General features: G+C 63.5%; 17 protein-coding genes. All 17 read left to right on the forward strand.

Translation table 11 applies throughout. From position 1 onward, the window contains the following. Nucleotides 1-174: 174 nt before the first annotated feature. The 17 genes from BEN49_RS17900 (at nt 175) to BEN49_RS17970 (ending at nt 20,688) form a co-directional block, all read left to right on the forward strand. Nucleotides 175-1,122, forward strand: coding sequence for a bifunctional riboflavin kinase/FAD synthetase (locus BEN49_RS17900; protein ID WP_070745814.1), 948 nt, complete (start codon nt 175-177; stop codon nt 1,120-1,122). A 177-nt stretch (nt 1,123-1,299) separates the two neighbouring features. Continuing rightward, nucleotides 1,300-2,598, forward strand: a complete 1,299-nt coding sequence (locus tag BEN49_RS17905) for a carboxypeptidase-like regulatory domain-containing protein (protein WP_070745816.1) — start codon at nt 1,300-1,302, stop codon at nt 2,596-2,598. Beyond that, nucleotides 2,595-3,296, forward strand: a complete 702-nt coding sequence (locus BEN49_RS17910; protein ID WP_070745818.1) for a CoA transferase subunit A — start codon at nt 2,595-2,597, stop codon at nt 3,294-3,296. The genes BEN49_RS17905 and BEN49_RS17910 overlap by 4 nt, the downstream gene beginning before the upstream one ends. A gap of 141 nt (nt 3,297-3,437) precedes the next feature. Next, nucleotides 3,438-4,733, forward strand: coding sequence for a serine hydrolase domain-containing protein (locus BEN49_RS17915; protein ID WP_070745820.1), 1,296 nt, complete (start codon nt 3,438-3,440; stop codon nt 4,731-4,733). Between the two features lie 246 nt (nt 4,734-4,979). After that, complete coding sequence (locus tag BEN49_RS17920; RefSeq protein ID WP_070745823.1) at nt 4,980-5,648, forward strand: CoA transferase subunit B; 669 nt, start codon at nt 4,980-4,982, stop codon at nt 5,646-5,648. Between the two features lie 325 nt (nt 5,649-5,973). Beyond that, nucleotides 5,974-7,428 (forward strand): hypothetical protein, encoded by a 1,455-nt coding sequence (locus tag BEN49_RS28980; RefSeq protein WP_204376160.1) that lies wholly within the window; start codon nt 5,974-5,976, stop codon nt 7,426-7,428. Further along, nucleotides 7,425-8,510, forward strand: coding sequence for a BamA/TamA family outer membrane protein (locus BEN49_RS28985; RefSeq protein ID WP_204376161.1), 1,086 nt, complete (start codon nt 7,425-7,427; stop codon nt 8,508-8,510). The genes BEN49_RS28980 and BEN49_RS28985 overlap by 4 nt, the downstream gene beginning before the upstream one ends. A gap of 276 nt (nt 8,511-8,786) precedes the next feature. Further along, nucleotides 8,787-10,106, forward strand: coding sequence for an inositol-3-phosphate synthase (locus BEN49_RS17930; RefSeq protein ID WP_070745825.1), 1,320 nt, complete (start codon nt 8,787-8,789; stop codon nt 10,104-10,106). 170 nt (nt 10,107-10,276) lie between these two features. After that, nucleotides 10,277-10,726 carry a phosphatidylglycerophosphatase A family protein gene (locus BEN49_RS17935; RefSeq protein WP_070745827.1) on the forward strand — a complete coding sequence of 150 codons (450 nt, stop codon included), beginning with the start codon at nt 10,277-10,279 and terminating at the stop codon, nt 10,724-10,726. A gap of 5 nt (nt 10,727-10,731) precedes the next feature. Continuing rightward, the gene (locus BEN49_RS17940; protein ID WP_158022999.1) at nt 10,732-11,115 is read left to right on the forward strand and encodes a GtrA family protein; all 384 of its coding nucleotides are present in this window, start codon (nt 10,732-10,734) and stop codon (nt 11,113-11,115) included. Next, nucleotides 11,112-13,682, forward strand: coding sequence for a DUF5686 and carboxypeptidase-like regulatory domain-containing protein (locus BEN49_RS17945; protein ID WP_070745829.1), 2,571 nt, complete (start codon nt 11,112-11,114; stop codon nt 13,680-13,682). The genes BEN49_RS17940 and BEN49_RS17945 overlap by 4 nt, the downstream gene beginning before the upstream one ends. Before the next feature lie 12 nt (nt 13,683-13,694). Continuing rightward, nucleotides 13,695-14,987, forward strand: coding sequence for a DUF4833 domain-containing protein (locus BEN49_RS17950; protein WP_070745830.1), 1,293 nt, complete (start codon nt 13,695-13,697; stop codon nt 14,985-14,987). 259 nt (nt 14,988-15,246) lie between these two features. After that, on the forward strand, nt 15,247-16,188 hold the full coding sequence (locus BEN49_RS17955; protein WP_070745832.1) for a phosphatase PAP2 family protein: 942 nt from the start codon (nt 15,247-15,249) through the stop codon (nt 16,186-16,188). A gap of 344 nt (nt 16,189-16,532) precedes the next feature. Further along, nucleotides 16,533-18,074: a bifunctional GNAT family N-acetyltransferase/carbon-nitrogen hydrolase family protein gene (locus tag BEN49_RS17960; protein ID WP_438831791.1), complete on the forward strand. Its 1,542-nt coding sequence runs from the start codon at nt 16,533-16,535 to the stop codon at nt 18,072-18,074. Nucleotides 18,075-18,435: 361 nt separating this feature from the next. Next, nucleotides 18,436-19,233 (forward strand): GntT/GntP/DsdX family permease, encoded by a 798-nt coding sequence (locus BEN49_RS30615; protein WP_317040470.1) that lies wholly within the window; start codon nt 18,436-18,438, stop codon nt 19,231-19,233. Next, a complete protein-coding gene (locus tag BEN49_RS30620) occupies nt 19,224-19,778 on the forward strand; it encodes a GntT/GntP/DsdX family permease (RefSeq protein ID WP_317040471.1) in 555 nt (184 codons plus the stop codon). Before BEN49_RS30615 ends, BEN49_RS30620 begins: the two co-directional genes overlap by 10 nt. A gap of 202 nt (nt 19,779-19,980) precedes the next feature. Next, complete coding sequence (locus BEN49_RS17970; RefSeq protein WP_070745834.1) at nt 19,981-20,688, forward strand: SDR family oxidoreductase; 708 nt, start codon at nt 19,981-19,983, stop codon at nt 20,686-20,688. Nucleotides 20,689-20,830 lie beyond the last annotated feature (142 nt).

Consider the following 20,830-nt stretch of genomic DNA (forward strand, 5'->3'; position numbering starts at 1 on the left):
CCCGCCCGGCCCGCGCCGGCCCTGATTTCTACGCCGCCCAGCAAGCCGCCGGGGGCCCCGCCGACGAGGCGTAGCCGGCCCCACCGGGCTGACTGGGGCCCCGCAAAATGAAATGCGGCACATTGCCGATTGCGGGCGAATTTTGCAGCTCCGATTCTACGCTGCCCGGTTCCTATGCTCGTTATCCGCGACCCCGCTGATTTTCCCCGCCTCACCAACGCTGTCGTCACCAGCGGCACCTTCGACGGGGTGCACCGCGGGCACCAGCGCATTTTGGCGCGGCTGCGCGAGGCGGCCGATGCGGCGGGAGGGCCGGCGGTGGTAATTACCTACTGGCCGCACCCGCGCCTGGTGCTGGGGCCCCCACCCTCGCACCCCGAGCTGCTGGAGTTACAGTTGCTCAACACCTTAGAGGAGCGCATTGCCCGGCTGGCAGCTTTCGGCGTTGACTACCTGCTGATTGTGCCCTTCACCCGCGAGTTCGCGCAGTGGACGTCGGAAGAGTACATCCAGAACCTGCTAATAGACACCGTAGGGGCCCGGCACCTGGTGATTGGCTACGACCACCGCTTCGGCAAAAACCGCGAAGGTGGCTTCGACTACCTCAGCCAGCACGCGGCTCGCTACGGCTTCGACGTGGAGGAAATCCCGCGGGCCGACATTGATGCCGTGGGCGTGAGCAGCACCCGCATCCGGGCGGCGCTGCGCGGGCACGACGTGGCCACCGCCACCCGCTACCTGGGCTACGAGTACCCCGTGACCGGCCGCGTGGTGACGGGCCAGCAGCTGGGCCGCACCATTGGCTACCCCACGGCCAACCTGCACGTTGAGGAGCCGCTAAAGCTGGTGCCGGCCCAGGGCATCTATGCCGTCTGGGCCACCACGGCGGCCGGCACCCGGCACCGGGGCATGCTCAGCATCGGGGTGCGGCCCACCATCGGGGCGGGGCTGGCCCAAACCATCGAGGTGAATTTGCTCGATTTCAGCGGCGACCTGTACGGGCAATTACTGACCCTGGAATTCGTTGCCTGGCTGCGCGGCGAGGAAAAATACAACGGCCTTGACGCCCTCAAAGCCCAGCTCGCGCTGGATGCCGAGGCCACCCGGGCGGCCCTGGCATAGTCGTTGTTTTGTTGCTTTACCCGAATATAAATCGTCGTGCTGAGCGCAACGCAGCGCTCAGCACGACGGCCTGAACAGCTCCCTTATTTCGCCTTTGGCTACCAGTCAAGCTAAAAGTCAACAGCCAACTACTTACCACTTATTCTTTTGACGATGAATATTTTGCGGTTATTCTTAATGAGCTGCTTGTGCCTGGGGGCCCTGGGCGCGGCCCAAGCCCAGGGCAAGCTCAGCGGCGTGGTGCAGGACTCGGTGACGCACGAGCCGCTGGCGTTTTCGAGCGTGTTTCTGGCCAATACCACGCTGGGCGTCACCACTAATGAGGCGGGTAAGTTCGAGTTTGCCAAGGTTCCGGCGGGCACCTATAGCGTGGTGGGCTCGTATGTGGGCTACCGCTTGGCCAAGCAGGTGGTTACCATCACCAGCGCCCCGCAGCAGCTAACGCTGGCGCTGGCCCCCACCGGCAACCAGCTGGCCGAGGTGGTGGTGGAATCGACGCCCAATGACCCCAAGGAGTACCAGAAATTCACGGATCAGTTCCTGGGCCGCACCGCGTTTTCGGACCAGTCGCACATTGTGAATCCCAAGGACATCATTGTGAGCTACGACGACTCGACGAAGGACCTAACGGCCCGCTCGCGCAAGTTTGTGCAGATTGACAACGACGCCCTGGGCTACCACGTGAAGTATTACGGCATGCGCTTCAGCAGCAACGATGAAGACGGTTCGCTGAGCTTTTACGGCGAGCCGGTGTTTGAGGAAATGACCCCGCGCGACGAGCGCCAGCAGCGCCAGTGGGCCGCCAACCGCGCCGCGGCCTACAACGGCTCGTTCAACCACTTCTTGAAAAGCGTGTATGACAACCGCGTGGCAGCCGAGGGCTTCCTCACCCAGCAGGTGCGCGTGGTGGTAAACAACCGCTTCGACCTGACCGACAGCCTACGCCGCACGATGCTTACCCAGCGCCCCAACGGCCCGTTCAGCAAGGCCGAGCAGGACTCGCTCCGGAAGTGGAGCCGGGCGCAGCCCGTCACGGCCACGGTGTACCCCGAGGCGCGGCCCATCGACAGCATCCGCCAGGTATCGGCCGACGGCCGGCACGTGTACCTGCGCTTCACGGGCGAGTTGCAAGTGGCCCACTTCGGCGAGGCCCCCGACCCCAAGTACGGCCGGCCGATGTCGCCGCTGGGGGCCATAAGCAAGTCCTATTCTCCCCTGCGGCAGGTGTCGCGGCTGCGGCTGCAAGGGCAGGAGGCCGAAATTCAGGCCAACGGCTCGCTGGTGAACCCGTTCGACGTATCGGCCGGCGAGTACTGGGCTTTCGAGAAAATTGGTGAATTTTTACCGCTCAACTACGTACCGCCCGTGGTGCCGGCACCGGCACCGGCCCCCGCTCGTGCCGCCGCACCCGCTCGTGCCGCCACGCCCACTCGTTCTACTCCTCCCACCCGCGCTTCCGCTTCCGCCCGCCCATGATTAACAAAGTAGTTAAGGGGCCCCAGGCCGCCCTCCAGGGCCTGGCCGACGGCATGACCCTGATGCTGGGCGGCTTCGGCCTGTGCGGCATCCCCGAGAATTCCATCCAGGAAATTTTACGCCTGGGCGTGAAGGACTTGACCTGCATCAGTAACAACGCGGGCGTGGACGACTTTGGCATCGGGCGGCTGCTGCAAACCCGGCAGGTGCGCAAGATGATTGCCAGCTACGTGGGCGAAAACGCCGAGTTTGAGCGCCAGCTACTGAGCGGCGAGCTGGCCGTGGACCTGGTGCCGCAGGGCACGCTGGCCGAGCGCATCCGGGCCGGCGGGGCGGGCATCCCGGCCTTCTACACGCCGGCCGGCTACGGCACGGAGGTGGGCGAGGGCAAGGAGAGCCGCGAATTCGGCACCAAAATGTACCTGCTCGAAACCGGCCTGACGGCCGATTTCGCCTTCGTAAAAGCCTGGCGCGGCGACACCGCTGGCAACCTCATCTACAAAGGCACGGCCCGCAACTTCAACCCGATGATGGCCACGGCCGGCAAAATCACGGTGGCCGAAGTGGAAGAGCTGGTGCCCGCCGGGGCCCTCGACCCCAACCAAATCCACACGCCGGGCATCTTCGTGCAGCGCATTTTCCAGGGCCAGCACTACGAAAAGCGCATCGAGCAGCGCACCGTACGCGCCGCGGGGTAAGGCAGGCGGCGGGCTGGTTTAGCAAGCAGTTTTGAAAGCAATAAGGCCGTCATGCTTCGACTTCACTTCGTTCCGCTCAGCATGACGGCTTTACTGCTTCTTTAATAAATTCATAACGAGCCCATTCCCTCCCCCGCCACTATGAAAAAACTGCTTCTCCCGTTGCTGCTGGCTCTGGGCAGCCTGGGGGCTCTGGCCCAACCCGGGCGCACGCCCGCCCTGCAAGCCGCCACGCCCCAAAGCGTGGGCATGAGCGACGCGGGCTTGCAGCGCATCGACCAGCTGCTGCGCGAATACACGGCCACGGGGCGCGAGCCGGGGGCCATCGGCTTCATTGCCCGCGACGGCAAAATCGTTTACCGCCAAGCGTTTGGCCTGAGCGACGTGGCCGCCCGCACGCCGCTCTCTTCCGAAGCCATTGTGCGCATCGCCTCCCAAACCAAGGCCATTACCAGCGTGGGGGCCATGCTGCTCTTCGACCAGGGCCGCTTCAAGCTCGACGACCCCATTTCGAAGTACCTGCCGGCCTTTGCCCACCCTAAGGTACTAGCCACTTTCAACGAAAAGGACTCGACCTACACCACCGTGCCGGCGCGGGCCGAAATCACCATTCGCCAGCTTTTCACGCACACTTCGGGCATCGGCTATCCGGTCATCGGCAGCAAAGAGGCGCGGGCCATTTATGCCAAGGCACACATTCCCAGCGGGGTGGGCACGCCCACCGGCACCCTAGCCGCGGCCATCGACGCGTTGGGGCCCCTGCCGCTGATGCACGAGCCGGGCGAAAAATTCACCTACGGCCTGAGCATCGACGTGCTGGGCCGGCTCATCGAAGTGCTTTCGGGCCAGCCGCTGGACCAGTACCTGCGGGCCCGCATTTTTGAGCCGCTAGGCATGCGCGATACGTATTTCTACCTGCCCGCCGCGCTCCAGCCGCGCCTGGTGGGCCTCTACACCGAGGACGCGGCCAAGAATACGGTGCCGCTGGTGCAGCTGGGGGGCCTGCGGGCCGACTACCCCAAGGTGCCGGGCACTTACTTTTCGGGCGGCGGGGGCCTGTCGAGCACCATCGACGACTACGCCATCTTCCTGCAAATGCTGCTAAACGGCGGCGAGTACCGCGGCCGCCGCTTCCTCAAGCCCGAAACCGTGGCCCTGATGACCCAGAACCAGATGGGCGCCGTGAGCCAGGGCGGCAACAAATTCGGCCTGGGCTTCAGCATCGTCACGGCCGCCGGCGCGGCTCAGAGCGGCCTCACCGAGGGCTCCTACGAGTGGGGCGGCATCTTCGGCACCACGTACTGGGTCGACCCGAAGGAGAAAATCATCGCCCTGCTCTACACCCAAAAGTGGCCCAACACCACGGCCGCCGACTTCTCGGCCAAGTTCAAGCGGCTGGTGTACGAGGCCATTCTCAGGCGCCACGCGCCGCAGTAGGGCCCCCGGGCCGGGGCGGGCTGCCGGCTTTTCCGCCGGCTGCCCGCTAATCGTTGCGCCGTTAGGGCCCCCAGCAGTAGTCGGCTTGGTTAGCAATTCAACGATTACCGGGCAGCCGGCGAAAAGCCGGCAGCCCGGACCCGGCCGCAGCCTCTTTCCCGCGTAACTAATCTATGATTTACTGGCGCTAAAAAGATGCGGCGCGGCGCATAACGTTCATTATCAATTATCTAACAAACTACTCCAATGGCCCTCGACAAACACGGCATTGCCCGGCGCATTGCGCAGGAAGTACAGGACGGCTCCTACGTCAACCTCGGCATCGGCATTCCGACGCTGGTGGCCAACTACATCCCGGCCGGCATCAGCGTCGAGCTGCAATCCGAGAACGGGCTGCTCGGCATGGGGCCCTTCCCCGCCGAGGCCGACGTGGACCCCGACCTCATCAACGCCGGCAAGCAGACGGTGACCACGCTGCCGGGCTCGTCCATTTTCAGCTCCGCCGACTCGTTTGGCATGATCCGCGGCGAGCACGTGGACCTGACCATCTTGGGGGCAATGGAGGTGAGCGAGCAGGGCGACATTGCCAATTGGAAGATTCCGGGCAAGATGGTGAAGGGCATGGGCGGCGCCATGGACCTGGTGGCCTCGGCCAAAAACATCATCGTGGCCATGCAGCACGTGGCCCGCGACGGCTCCAGCAAGCTGCTGCCGGCCTGCACCTTGCCCCTCACCGGCCTGCGCTGCGTGAAAAAGATCGTAACCGAGCTGGCCGTGCTCGACGTGACGCCCGACGGCTTCGTGCTGCGCGAGCGGGCCCCCGGCGTGAGCGTGGCCGAGATTCGGGCGGCCACCGCGGGCAAGCTGGTGGTGCACGGCCCCGACGCGGACGTGCCGGAAATGGTATTATCCTAACGGTTGGGGCCCCGGGGCTCCAGCCCTGCTTATCAGCTACTCCGCCGCAGGCCCCAACGGGCCGTGCCCAATCGTTGTGCTTACCGATTGCAGCAATAATTAGAAATATACTATCTACCTTGTTTATATACTTTCCTTAAACCCCCGCTTTTTCCGAACTGGCCGGGGCCCCGCGGGGAACGCAAGTGCCAATTCTGAGCGAAATTTGTGCCCAAAACAGGGAATTATTATTTTATCAACACTTACGGGAGGCCGGTGGCCTGCCTTTATTCAATTGATTACGAATTATTTATACCTTAAGAAAGCGGTAGCCGCGGCGGCACTTATGGCCCTTGCTGGCAGCGCTTATGCACAAGCGCCCACCGCCCAGTCCGACAGCATTACGGTGGCCATCGAGCCCACTTATAACGACGTGACGGGCTTCCACCGCTGGCTGCTGGGCGAGAGCTACCGGCGGCAGTGGGCGGCCCCGGTGAAGATGCGGGTGTTCCATTTGACCACCGAAAAGGGCGGGCTGAAGATTCTGGAGCGCGGCGGCGGCCTGCAAACCAAGTCGCTGCGCTTGCAGGACGCCACCGGGCAGCAGTGGGTGGTGCGCACCCTCCAGAAGTACCCCGAGCGGGGCCTGCCGCCTGCGCTGCGGCCCACCATCGCCAAGGATATTTTGCAGGACCAGGTATCGGCCTCGCACCCCTACGCGGCCGTGGTGGTGCCGCCGCTGGCCGCCGCCCTGGGCATTCCGCACGCCAATCCGGAGGTGGTGTACGTGCCCGACGACCCCGCCCTGGGGCCCTACCGCGCCGATTTTGCCAACCAGGTATTTCTGTTTGAAGAGCGCGAGCCACTCGACGCCGACAAGACGGACAACACCGTGAAGGCCCAGGGCCGCCTGCAAAAAGACAACGACAACCGCGTGGACCAGGCCACCGTGCTCCGGGCCCGCTTGCTCGACATGCTGCTCGGCGACTACGACCGCCACGAGGACCAGTGGCGCTGGGAGCGCCGCCCCACCCCCAAGGGCAGCGTGTACGAGCCCGTGCCCCGCGACCGCGACCACGTGTTTTACAAGCCCACCGGCCTGCTGCCCGCCACGCTTTCGCTGCACCTGCTGAAGGCCAACGTGCAGGGCTACAACAGCCACATTCGCTCCATCAACCGCTGGAATGACAAGGCGCGCGACTTTGACCGCTACTTCCTGAACGGGCTGAGCGAGGCCGACTGGCGCACGGAGGTGGCCTACGTGCAACAGCACCTGCCCGACAGCCTACTGGCGCACGCCGTGCAGCGGCTGCCCCCCAACATCTACCAGCTGGGGGGCCCCCTGCTGGTGCGCAACCTGGTGGGGCGCCGCAACAACCTCATGGAGCAGGCCCTGAAGTACTACCGCTTCCTGGCCCGCACGGTGTCTATCCCGGCCTCCGACAAGCGCGAGCGCCTGGAGGTGGCCCACGGGGCCGGCGGCCGGCTGCGCGTGACGAGCACCAAAATAAAGCAGGACGGCACCGCCGGGGCCCTGCTCTACGACCGCACCTTCGACCCCGCCGTGACCCACGAGCTGCGCCTGTACGGCCAGGGCGGGGCCGATGCCTTCGCCGTGACGGGCACGGCGCACTCCCCCATCCGGGTGCGCCTGATCGGGGGCGCGGGCGACGACACGTTTGCCGTGGACGAGGGCTTGCACCAGCGCCGCAAACTGCTGGTTTACGACCGCTCCGACGAGCCCAACACGCTGCCAGCGGCCGGCGCGCCCGCATTCATACCGCCGCCGATTCGGCGGTGAACCAGTTCGAGCCCACGGGCTTCAAGTACGATTTCTTGCAGCCGCTGTTTTTGGCTGGCTACAGCAAAGACTACGGGGTGCAGCTGATTGGCAACTTCATCTACCAGAAGCAGGGCTTCCGCCGGGCCCCGTACGCCTCGCGGCAAAACCTGCTGGTGAACTACGGCTTTGGCAACAGCTCGCTGCTGCTGAGCTACGGCGGCGAGTTCAAGCGGGCCGTGGGGCGGCACGACCTGCTGGTGAACGTGGTGTCGAAGGGGCCCAACTACACCAGCAACTTCTTCGGAGTCGGCAACGAAACCACGTTCATCAACGAGGGCAACCGCCGCATTCGCTACTACCGCAGCGTGTACAACCTGGTGACGGCCGACGTGCGCCTGAGCCAGGCCTACGGGCACTGGCAGGTGAGCGCGGGCGTGCTTGGCCAGTACTATTCGAGCAGCCGCGAGAAAAACGGGACCCGGTTTTTGAGCCAATACGACGCCCTGCACCCCGACGAGAAAGTATTCGCGCCCCAGCTCTACGCGGGCCTCGACGCCACCGTCACGTTCGACACCCGCGACAAAAGCCTGGTGGCCCGCCGGGGCGTGTACTGGGCCACCACCTTGAGCGGGCTGCGCCGGCTCGACACGGACGAGCACACCCTGGGGCAGGCCATTACCGAGTTCAGCTTCTACGCCAGCCCCGCGCGCGACTCCAGCCTCGTCATCGCCAGCCGCATCGGGGCGGGCACCACGCTGGGCAAGGCCACCTACTTCCAGCAGCTCAAGCTGGGGGGCCCCCAGAGCCTGCGCGGCTTCTACCTGTGGCGCTTCACCGGCAACAGCATGGTGTACAACAACCTGGAACTGCGCCTGAAGCTGCTCGACTTCACTTCCTACCTGCTGCCCGGCACCCTGGGCCTGGTCGCGTTCAACGACGTGGGCCGGGTGTGGTCGCCGGGCGAAGCATCGTCCAAATGGCACGACGGCTACGGCGGTGGCCTTTATTTTTTGCCGGCGCAGTTGCTGCTGGTGCAGGCCGTCGTCGGCTTTTCCAACGAAGGCACCTACCCCTACATCTCCGCCGGATTCCGGTTTTAGCGCCGCGGGCCAGGCCGGCTGGGGCCCTGGGTGCCCAGGCGCACCCATTTTTTTTTGACAGGGTTAAAACATATCTTTTCTTCATTCGTCACCGACCTTTGCCGGCCCTATGGGCGGGTAGCTGGTGCGGCCTGCCCGGGCCATAACTTTCTGCCCGCTCCTTGTTATACCTTTCCCGTGCGAATGAAGGGCCCCTGAATTCCTTCTTGATTAGCTGCACTTCGCCGGGCCCCGCAGCCGCGCTTCCCCCCCACCACCACCGCATACCTTTTTCCAATGACTAACCAACAAGGGCCACTTGCCCCCGCCGAAGGCAAACTAGGCATCCTGCTTCCCGGCATGGGCGCCGTGGCCACTACCCTCATTGCCGGCGTGCTGGCCGCCCGCAAAGGCACTGCGCAGCCCATCGGCTCGCTCACCCAAATGGGCAAGCTCCGCACGTCGACCGGCAACCCCCTGATCAAGGATTACGCGCCCCTCACCCCCCTCGACGACATTGAGTTTGGCGGCTGGGACGTGTACGAGGACAACGTGTACGAGGCGGCCCTGCACGCCGGGGTGTTGGATTACAAGACCTTGAAGGGCGTGCGGGCCGAAATGGAGGCCATCGTGCCAATGAAGGCAGCCTTCGACCTGCACTACGTGAAGAACCTTGATGGCACGCACATCAAAACCTACACCACCAAAGAAGACCTGGCCCAGCAGGTGATTGATGACATCCGCAACTTCAAGGCCGAGCGCGGGTGCAGCCGCCTGGTGATGGTGTGGTGCGGCTCGACGGAGATTTACCACGAGCCCACCGAAACGCACCGCACCCTAGCTGCTTTTGAGGAAGGCTTACGCAACAACGCTTCCAACATTGCCCCGAGCATGATTTACGCCTACGCCGCCCTCAAGGAAGGCGTACCGTTCGTGAACGGGGCCCCCAACCTGACTGTGGACGTGCCCGCCCTGCTGGAGCTGGCCGCCACCACCCAGACGCCCGTGGCCGGCAAGGACTTCAAAACGGGGCAAACCCTGATGAAGACCATCGTGGCCCCCGGCCTCAGCGCCCGCTCGCTGGGCGTGCGGGGCTGGTTCTCGACCAACATCCTCGGCAACCGCGACGGCCTGGTGCTCGACGACCCGGACAACTTCCGCACCAAGGAAGTATCGAAGCTGAGCGTGCTTGACAGCGTGTTCCACCCCGAGGAAAACCCGGAGCTGTACGGCAACATGTACCACAAGGTGCGCATCAACTACTACCCGCCCGCCGGCGACAACAAGGAGAGCTGGGACAACATCGACATTTTTGGGTGGATGGGCTACCCGATGCAGATCAAAATCAACTTCCTCTGCCGCGACTCCATCCTGGCCGCGCCGCTGGTGCTCGACCTGGCCCTGTTCATGGACCTGGCCAAGCGCGCCGGCTGGTCGGGCATCCAGGAGTGGCTATCGTTCTACCTGAAGTCGCCGCAAGCTGAGCCCAACGTCCGGCCCGAGCACGACATCTTCAAGCAGCTCGTGACGCTGCACAACACCCTGCGCCTGCTCATGGGCGAAGAGCCCGTGGCCGCCGCCAGCCAGGAAGTCTATCAGGACGGGCCCCAGGCTTAGTCGCTGGTTGCCAGCTGTCAGGCTTCCATATTAGAAGAAGGCAATACGTCATGCAGGGCGCAGAAAAGATGCTTCGCTGCGCCCTGCATGACGTTCTTTTCATACTTTTTTTGTCCGAGAAAACTGCTGTAACCAACTAATCAGCAGATCTTTTACCTTCGAGTAATTACGTGTTTAAGCTAATTGCCTCCGTCCTGGGCATCGGGTACGTGAAGGGTGGAGGCACGGTGGCCGCCGCCGCCACCTGCCTCGTGCTGTACCTGGCCCGGGCCGGGGGCCCCACGGTGCGGCTCGGGCCGGCGGTTCTGCTCACGGTGGGCCTGCTGGCCGGGGGCACGCTGGTTGCCCAGCGCGTCGAAGCCGAGTGGGGCAAAGACAGCTCCCGCGTCGTCATCGACGAGGTGGCGGGCATGTGGGTGGGCATGTTGCTGGTACCCATCACGGGGCCCCGGCTGCTGCTGGGGTTGGTGCTGTTTCGGTTTTTTGATATCGTTAAGCCGTTATTTATCAGAAAGATGGAGGCGCTTCCAGGCGGGGTGGGCGTGATGATGGACGATGTGCTGGCGGGCATTTACACCAGCCTGCTGCTGCAAACCGCCGTGCAATTCGGCTACGTATAGAAGCCGTGCGCTACTCAAAAATCCTCAAGGCACAGGCGGCCTCGGCGGTCAGCACGGCCGTCGATTTTTTGGTCACCATTGGCTGCGTCGAAGGGTTGCACACCTGGTATTTGCTGGGTACCGTGCTGGGCAACGCGGCCGGGGGCGCCACCAATTTTTACCTGGGCCGGCACTTCGTTTTTAGGGCCCCCGAGCAGGGCGCGCCGGCGCAGGGCGTGCGGTACTTTGTGGTGTGGCTGGGTAGTATGCTGTTGAACGCCGCTGGGGTTTATCTGTTTACCCAGCTATTGCACCTAAATTATGTGTACAGCAAAGTGTTGGTTTCCCTGCTCGTGGGCGTGGGCTTCAACTACTTTTTGCAGCTGCACTTCGTCTTTAAGAAACCATGAAACGTTCGCCTAGCCAGCTTTGCGGCCTTGCCGTGCCTTATTGGCTGCTGGTACTACTACTGCTGGGGGCCCCAGCTGGGGCGCGGGCCCAGACCGTGCTGCGGGGCGTGGTGACCGACGCCAAAACCAAGGAGAAGCTCCCCTTCGTCAGCGTGTCGGTGCCGCAGGCTGCCATCGGCACCACCACCGGCGAGGACGGGCGCTTCGTGCTGCAAGTGCCGGCCCAGTACACGTCGATAGCCTTCACGTACCTGGGCTATCGCACGGTGGTCAAGACCTTCGTGGCCGGCCAGGCGCAGGACCTCAACGTGCAGCTGGCCCCCAACGCGGCGCTGCTGGGCGAGGTGGTGGTGACGGGCTCGAAGGGGCCCCGCTACAAGAACAAGGACAACCCGGCCGTGGCGCTCATCCGCCAGGTCATCGAGCACAAGGAGCAAAACCGCCCCGAAAGCTACAATTACGTCGAGTACGAGAAATACGAGAAGATGACCTTCTCGTTCAGCAACTTATCTGATAAATTCAAGGACCGCAAGGTTTTCCGCAACTACCAGTTCTTGTTCAAAAAGCAAGATTCGCTGGCGGCGGGTGGGGTCAACATCCTGCCCATCTACATCGAGGAAAAACTCGCCCGGGAATACTACCGCAAAGACCCCGAGGCGCGGAAGACCATCGAGCTGGGCAACAAGCAGGTGGAGTTTGACAAGCATTTTATTGACAATGAGGGCCTCAGCACTTATTTCAATCGGATGTACCAGGACATCGACATCTACGCCAACAACGTGGCGCTCCTGGGCAACCAGCTCCTAAGCCCCATCGCCAACAACGCGCCCACGTTCTACCAGTTCTACATTTCCGACACGCTGCGGCAGCACGTGCCGCAGCTGGTGGAGCTGAGCTTTTTCCCGCGCAACAAGGGCGACATGCTTTTTGCCGGCAAGCTGTACGTGACGCTCGACGGCAACTACGCCGTGCAGCAGGCCAACCTGTCGGTGGACAAGCGCATCAACCTGAACTTCGTCAAGAGCCTGAACGCCAACCTTCAATTTGCCGAAAATCCCGACAAGCGCTACCACCTGAGCAAGAGCTTCTTGGGCATTGATTTCGGCCTGTCGGACAAAGGCTCCGGCTTTTACGGCGAGCGCACCGTCTCGTTTGATAAGTACCGGGTGGACCAGCCGGGGCCCGCGGGCGTGTACGAGGGCCCCGCGCGCGTGCCCGTGGACAGCCTCGCTCAGCGCGCCCCCAACTTCTGGCAGCTGAACCGGCCCGACAGCCTCACGCAGAACGAGCGCGCCATCTACCGCAACGTCGATACCCTCCAGACCATCAAGTCGTTCCAGCGTACCCTCACGCTGTTCACGTTCCTGCTATCGGGCTACAAGTCGTTCGGGCCGTTCGAGGTGGGGCCCTCCAATACGTTTTACAGCTTCAACCCCGTGGAAGGCTTCCGGCTGCGCGTGGGCGGCCGCACCACCCCCGAACTGAGCAAGCGCATCTACTTCGAAACGTACTCGGCCTACGGCTTCAAGGACGAGAAGTGGAAGTATTTCCTCAGCTCCACTTACGCCCTGAACGGCAAGTCCATCTACACGTTTCCGCAGAACTTCATCCGGGCCAGCTTCCAGCGCGACACCCGCATTCCGGGGCAGGAGCTGGAATTTGTGCAGGAAGACAACTTCCTGCTCTCCTTCAAGCGCGGCATCAACGACCGGTACCTCTACAATGACGTGTACCGGCTCGATTACATCCACGAGTTCAGCAACCACTTTTCCTACGCCTTGGGGTTTAGGAAGTTGCAGCAGTCGCCAGCCGGCGGCCTCTACTTTCGCAACGTTGTGGGCGACCGGCCCAATTTTGTTACTACTTTGTCCACCAGCGAGTTGTCGGTGCTGCTGCGCTGGGCCCCCAAGGAAAAGTTTTACCAGGGCAAGCTCTACCGCTCGCCCATCATCGGGCCCTACCCCATCTTCACGGTGCGGCTGGGCACGGGCATCAAGGGCTTTTTGGGGGGCGAGTACAACTACCGGAACCTGGCCGCCAACGCCACCAAGCGCTTCTACTTCTCGCAGCTGGGCCACGCCGACGTGACGCTGGAGGGCGGCTACGTGGCGGGGCAGGTGCCGTTTCCGCTGCTTGATGTGCACCGGGCCAACCAGACGTACTCGTATCAACTGAATTCGTATAATTTGATGAATTTTCTGGAATTTTCCAGTGACCACTACGCCAGCTTGTTCATCGACCAAAATTTTAACGGGTTCTTTTTCAATAAATTACCGTTAATAAAAGCCCTCAAGCTGCGCGAAACCGCCTCGCTGAAGCTGCTCTACGGCGGCATCCGCGCGGAGAATGACCCGGTGCTGCACCCCGAACTCTACCAGTTTTTGCGCGACGCACAGGGCCAGCCCACCGCCTTCGCCCTCGGCCGGATGCCCTACGCGGAGGCCAGCGTGGGCATCGCCAACATTTTTAAGCTGATCCGCCTCGACATCGTGAAACGCCTCACCTACCTCAACAACCCGAACGTATCGGAGTGGGGCCTGCGGGGCCGCTTCAAGGTCGACTTCTAACACCCCTAACGCATGACTTTCGACGCCCTCCGCACTGCCCTGCAAGCCGGAATTTACACCGTCATCAACCCGTTTGTTCGCCTACTCATCAAAATCGGCTTCACCCCCAACGGCGTGACGCTCACGGGCTTGGTGCTGAACATAGGCGTGGCCGTGCTGTTCATCGTCGGCGGCGAGGAGGGCAACCGGGGCGACCTGCGCTACGTGGGCTGGGGCGGGGCCCTGATTCTGTTCGCCGGGCTGTTCGACATGCTCGACGGGCAGGTGGCGCGGCTGGGCAACATGAAAAGCGACTACGGCGCCATGTTCGACTCGGTGCTGGACCGCTACAGCGAGCTGTTCACCTTCATGGGCCTCTGCTACTACCTGGTGGCGCACCACTACCTGCTAAGTTCGCTCTTCACGTTCATCGCCCTCATTGGCTCGATGATGGTGAGCTACACGCGCGCCCGCGCCGAGGGCCTGGGCGTGGAGTGCAAGGGCGGCCTGATGCAGCGGCCCGAGCGGGTGGTGCTCATGGGCGTCAGCGCGCTGGCTTGCGGCGTGGCCTCGGCGTTTTTGGGCGGCGACTACAAGCTGTTCGTGCCCGGCGTGCCGTTCCACGTCTTCGAAACCATGTCCATCCTCACCTTCCCGCTCGCGGTGCTGGCGGTGCTGTCCAACATCACCGCCGTGTCGCGGCTGCTGCAAGCCAAGCGCGCCTTTGCGCTGCGGGCCGCCCCGGCGGGGTCCCCACCCGCGCCGGCCCAGAAGGTGGCCGCGCCGGCCGCGGCCGCGGTATTGGCCGCGGCGCTGCTCCTCGGCAACCCGTCGCTGGCGGGGGCCCCAGAGCCACGCCTCGTGTTTCCGACGCCCAGCGGCGTGGCCAACCAGCTGTTCTACTTGCAGCGCGAGCCCAACACCAACACCGTCATTTACCAGCTGAACGTGAACAGTGCGGGCCAGCTCGACGCGGATGAGCCCATCAACGTGTTCTGGATTCGCTACCCCGAGGGCGGCCAGCGCAAAGCCCTGAGCTTCATCCAGCGCAAATTTGCCTACGGCCTCAGCGCTAAGCTGGTGGGCCCCAACAAGTACAAACTAAATTTTGCGGCCTACGACAAGGTGCCATTCTACCTGATGAAGTCCGGCGCGGACAATGCTTACCACGTGTTTACGGTGGTGGCCAACCAGCAAATTTCCCTCACGCGCGTGTACCTGCACATCGAGGGCGGCACATTCTGGGTGCCCAACGTCAAATACATCGAGTTCAAGGGCTGGAACGCGGCCACCCACGAGCCCACCGTGGCCCGGGTGGACGTGTAGCGCGAAGGTTGGCGCACTGTAGCGCGAACTTTGTAGTTCGCGGCTCTCGCTTCGTCCTGCCGATAATCGGGTAGCGACCGGGCAGCGACGCGAACTACAAAGTTCGCGCTACCACCAAACCGGCTCGAATGCCAGTCAGATAGTCGCTCTAGTTGAGTGTTAAAATCCTGTGTATCCGAATTTTAGCACTTAACTTCCCTCAGCAGCGTATACCGCCGCCAAAACTGCTTCCCCCCGCCTGGGGGCCCTATTTTCCCTTATGCTCCAATCTTCACCGAGGCCGGCGCGCCGCCCCGGGGCCCTGCTCGTGCCAGCGCTGTCGCTGGCCTACTTGCTGCTTTCCTACGTTTTGATTGGCTTCCGGCCCGAGCAGCTGGTGCTGGTGGGACTGTGCAACGCCTTGTACTTTTTCTCGGCCACCACGCGCCGGTTCATCACCGGGTTTTCAATTTTCGTCGTCTTCTGGGTGCTGTACGATTACCTGCGGGCCTTTCCTAATTACACCTTTCGGGCCGTGGACGTAGCGCCCATTTACTACGCCGAAAAGGCGCTCTTCGGCATCGGCTACCACAGCCAGTTGCTCACGCCCAACGAATTCTGGCTGCGCCACCACACCCCGTTTCTGGACGTGCTGTGCGGGGTTTTTTACCTGTGCTGGGTGCCCATTCCGCTGGGCTTCGCCGGCTACCTGTTCTTCCGCAACCGCCAGTTGTTCTTCGAGTTCTCCCTCACCTTCCTGCTGGTCAACCTCTTGGGCTTCGTGGTGTACTACTTGCACCCGGCGGCCCCGCCGTGGTACGTGCAGCAGCACGGCCTGGCGTTTCAGCCGCTGGCCATGGGCAGCACGGCAGGGCTGGCCCGGTTCGACGCTTTTTTTGGGGTGGGCATCTTCAAGTCCATTTACGCCAAGAACGCCAACGTTTTTGCCGCCATGCCCTCGCTGCACTCGGCCTACCCGGTCATCGTGCTGTTTTACGCGGTGAAGAACCGCTCGGGCATCTTCAACCTGGTGTTCCTCGTCATCATGCTGGGCATCTGGTTTGCCGCGGTGTACACCAGCCACCACTACGTACTCGACGTGCTGGCCGGCATTTGCACCGCCCTGGTGGGCATTGGCCTGCTGCGGCTGTTGCTGGCCAAAAGCGTGGCCTTCAACCGCTTGCTGGCCGCCTTTATGCGGGCCACGGCGCCGGCGGCGTAGGGCCCCGGGGCCCCAGCGGCCGGCGTGGGGCGCGGGAAAATGGCCTTGCTAATGCACCTTGTGGCGCTGGTTCACGTTAAAGTAGGTGGCTGGCCTTGTGCCGCTCCCTAATCTGAATACTTTTTGGGTCCCTGACCAGCCTTAGTTGGGCGGGGGTCGCTCACGCATTTCCAGTTGATTTTATGGCTGTTATTTCCAACGGCAAAGCCACGCCCGGCGGCACCCACCACAAAAAAGTTGGCAAGCCCGTGCTCGACGAGCGCCTGACGCCCACCGCCATTCCGGCCCACAAGCTGGTGCTGCGCCAGCTCCGCCGCTCCGATTTCAAGGCCATCGAGGTCATCATGGACAAGGTGTACTCCGGCATGGAGGGCGCCTGGGCCGCCGACGAGTTTGCCGCGCTACTGCGCAAGTTCCCGGAGGGCCAGATTGGCATTGAGGACAACGGCACGCTGATTGCCGCCGCCCTGGCCATCATCGTTGATTACAGCAAGTTCGGCGATAAGCACACTTACGCCAAAATTACCGGCAACGGCAAGTTTGACACCCACGACGAGGGCGGCGATACGCTCTACGGCGTGGACGTGTTTGTGGACCCCGAGTACCGCAACCTGCGCCTGGGCCGCCGCCTCTACGACGCCCGCAAGGAGCTGTGCGAAAACCTGAACCTGCGCGCCATGGTGGCCGGGGGCCGCATTCCCGGCTACGCCGCCCACGCCCACGAGATGACGCCCGCCAAGTACGTGGAGATGGTGCGCAACATGGAAATCAAGGACCCCATCCTCACCTTCCAGCTCAGCAACGACTTCTACGTCCGCAAAATTATCCGCGGCTATTTGCCCTACGACTCCGAAAGCAAGGCCTACGCCACGCTGCTGGAGTGGATTAACGTGTACTACGACGAGGATTTCGACAAGCTCATCGGCAACACGAAGTCCAATGTGCGCATTGGCATTGTGCAGTGGCAGATGCGCGCCACGGCCAGCCTGGAGGATTTTTACCAGCAAATTGAGTTCTTCGTGGATACGGTGAGCGGCTACAAGGCCGACTGCGTGCTGTTCCCCGAGTTCTTCAACGCGCCGATGATGGCCCTGACCAACGAGGAATCGGCGGCGGCGGCCATCCGCGGCATGGCGGCCTTCACCGAGCCCATCAAGGTGCGGATGATGGAGCTGGCCGTGAGCCACAACATCAACGTAATTGCCGGCTCGATGCCGGTGTACGAGGACGGCAAGCTCTACAACGTGAGCTACTTGTGCCGCCGCGACGGCACCGTGGACGAGCAGTACAAGCTGCACGTGACGCCCGACGAGGCCAGCTACTGGGGCATGCGCGGCGGCGACAAGCTGAAGTGCTTCGACACGGACTTTGGCAAAATCGGCATCCTGGTCTGCTACGATGTGGAGTTCCCGGAGCTGAGCCGCCTGCTGAGCGACGAGGGCATGAAAATCCTGTTCGTGCCCTTCTGGACCGACACCAAGAACGCCTACCAGCGCGTGCGCATCTGCGCCCAGGCCCGGGCCATTGAGAACGAGTGCTACGTGGCCATCACCGGCTCGGTGGGCAACCTGCCGCGCGTCGAGAACATGGACATCCAGTACTCGCAGTCGGCCGTGTTCAGCCCCAGCGACTTCGCTTTCCCGCACGACGCCATCGTGGCCGAGGCCACCCCCAACACGGAGATGACCCTCATCGCCGACCTCGACCTGGACTTGCTGAAAGACCTGAACACCAGCGGCGCCGTGCGTAACCTGCGCGACCGCCGCAAGGACTTGTTCTCGCTGAGCTGGGCCAAAAAAGCCGCTGAGCGCGACGAGGAGCTGCTGGCCCAGGGCGAGGAGCGGGCCCCTAAAACCAGCCGCCGCAAGGCCGTATCCGCCGGCTAAGCCCGGGGCCCTATTTACCAAACGACCAGAAGCGGTCGGGCCCAGCGCGGCCCGACCGCTTTTTTGTGGGGCCCCACCGCCATGCGCTGGCCGCAGTTTAGCGCGGCGCGCGCAACTGCTGGCTGCTGAATGGGGTGCGTCTGTGACTCACGGCCGCGTAGTGGCCCGGCGGCTTGCGCAAACGGACCATTCCGCTTTGCGAGTTGCAAACTCGCGCCGTTCATCGGCCAGCAGTTACGCGCGCCGCGCTAAACTGCGGCCGGCGCGTGTCCCGCGGCCGGCTCCTACCTTCACCCCTCCCAACCGCTGCGGGGCCCCGGGGCCCCTGGCAGTTTTTCCCGTCTTCGTCCCTGCCGCGCTTATGGCCTTACTCGTAATTTTGCTGGCCGTGCTGGGCCTGGTGGTTCTCATCAACTGGGGCAAGGTGAATGCGTTTCTGGCGTTTTTGCTCGTGACGCTGCCCGTGGGCTTTGCCCTGGGCCTGCCCGCCGACCGGCTACTGGCCGCCGTGTACCAGGGGCTGGGCGACACACTGGGCTCGGTGGTGGTCATCATTGTGCTGGGGGCCATGCTGGGCAAGCTGGTGGCCGACAGCGGCGCCGCCCAGCAAATTGCGGCCGTGATGATCCGGGCCTTCGGCACCAACAATATTCAGTGGACGCTGATGGCGGCGGGCTTTATCATTGGCATTCCGCTCTTCTATAATGTCGGGTTTTTGCTGATGGTGCCGCTGATTTTTTCGGTGGTGTACAAGTACAAGCTGCCGGCCGTGTACGTGGGCCTGCCCATGCTGGCCTCGCTCTCGGTGATGCACGGCTTCCTGCCGCCGCACCCCGCGCCCACGGTGCTGGTGGCGCAGTTCCACGCCAACATGGGCCTCACGTTTGTTTACGGGTTGCTGGTGGCGATACCGGCCATTATCCTGGCGGGGCCCCTGTATTCGCGTACGCTCAAGGGCATCGTGTCGCGGCCGCTGGCGGGCTTCGTGGCCGAGGACCTGCCCGAGAGCGCGCTGCCGGGGCGCATCAATAGCTTTGTATCGTCGCTGCTGCCGGTGCTGCTGCTGCTGGGCGCGGGCGGCTGCGGCTGCTGCTGCCGGCGGGCAGCGCCTGGGGCCCCGCGCTGGCGCTCATCGCCGAGCCCACCATTATCCTCCTGATTTCGGTGTGCGTGGCCACCTGCACGCTGGGCCTGGCCCGGGGCAAAAGCATGCCCACCATTATGGATTCCTACGGCAGCGCGGTGAAGGACATTGCCATGATTCTGCTCATCATCGGTGGCGCGGGGGCCCTAAAGCAAGTGCTGGTGGCCAGCGGCGCGAGCACCGAAATTGCCGCCGGCCTGCAAGGTACCGGGCTGCCGCCGCTGCTGCTGGGCTGGCTCATTGCGGCCGTCATCCGCGTCAGCCTGGGCTCGGCCACCATCGCCGGCCTCACCGCCGCGGGCATGATGCTGCCCACCATGGCCCAGTCGCACGCCGACCCCAACCTGATGGTGCTGGCCATTGGGGCGGGCAGCCTGCTGCTCTCGCACTTTAACGACGGCGGTTTTTGGCTGTTCAAGGAGTATTTCAACCTCTCGGTGAAGGACACGCTGCGCTCGTGGACGGCCATGGAAACCATCGTGTCGGTGGTGGGCCTGGCCGGCGTGCTGCTCATCAACTGGGCCCTGCCGCTGGTGGCGCCCGGGCTGGCCCACCACTAGGGCCCTGGAGCGGGGCGTTAGGGCCCCGGGGCGGAACCGACCCGTGTGGGGCCCCCAGTGCGTCAAGTTTCCCGTAGGCCGGGGCCCTGGTTCCTTGGCTACGTTAGCTTTTTTGCCCAACTTTCCGGGCCGGCCGTCCGTTTCAGCGGCCCGGCTTTGCCGGGGCCCGGTTGCCGGGCTTTTTCATTCTTCTCCCATTTCCATGCAACGCATTTTCATCACCGGGGCCAACCGGGGCCTGGGCCTCGAACTCACCCGCCAGTACCTCAAGCGCGGGGCCCACGTGCTGGCCGCCAGCCGCCAGCCCGACGCCGCCCGCGAGCTGCAAGCCCTGCGCCGGCAGTACGCCGAGCGCCTCACGCTCATCACGCTCGACGTGACCGACGACGCCTCCATTGCCGCCGCCGCGCAGGCCGCCGCCCAGGCCGTGGATGGCCTGGATGTGCTCGTGAACAACGCCGGCGTGTACCAGCCCGGCGGCAAGGGCCAGCCCCTGGGGCAGCTCTCGGCCGCGGCCGCCGTCGAAACCTTCCGCATCAATGCCGTGGGGCCCCTGCTGGTGTCGCAGGCGCTGCTGCCGCTGCTGCGGGCCGGCGGCAAGGCGCGCATCGTCAGCATCTCCTCGGGCTTGGGCTCGCTCACTTGGAAGGCCTCCGGCGACCCCTACCACTACAGCGCCAGCAAGGCCGCCCTGAACATGTACATGCGCAGCCTGGCCGCCGAAGTGGGCCACCAGGGCATCCTCTCGGTGGTGGTGGACCCCGGCTGGATGCGCACCGGCATGGGCGGCGACCACGCCACCCAGGAGCCCGCCGACTCGGCTCGCGGCATCATCCGCCTGGCCGAGCAGCTTCACGCCGAAGAGAACGGCAGCTTCGTGACCTGGCAGAACCAGCCCGTGCCGTGGTAGGCCAGGGCCCCAGCGCAGCGTTTCTGCTTCGCACCAAGGCTATTTTACGCAACAAAAGAGCATAAATACCGACGCAATGACCGATGATTGCGCTGTACGTTGCGCTAAAATGCGCTATATGATAACATAGGCATTTTTGTTA

The sequence above is a fragment of the Hymenobacter coccineus genome (assembly GCF_001816125.1).
Lineage (GTDB): Bacteria > Bacteroidota > Bacteroidia > Cytophagales > Hymenobacteraceae > Hymenobacter > Hymenobacter coccineus.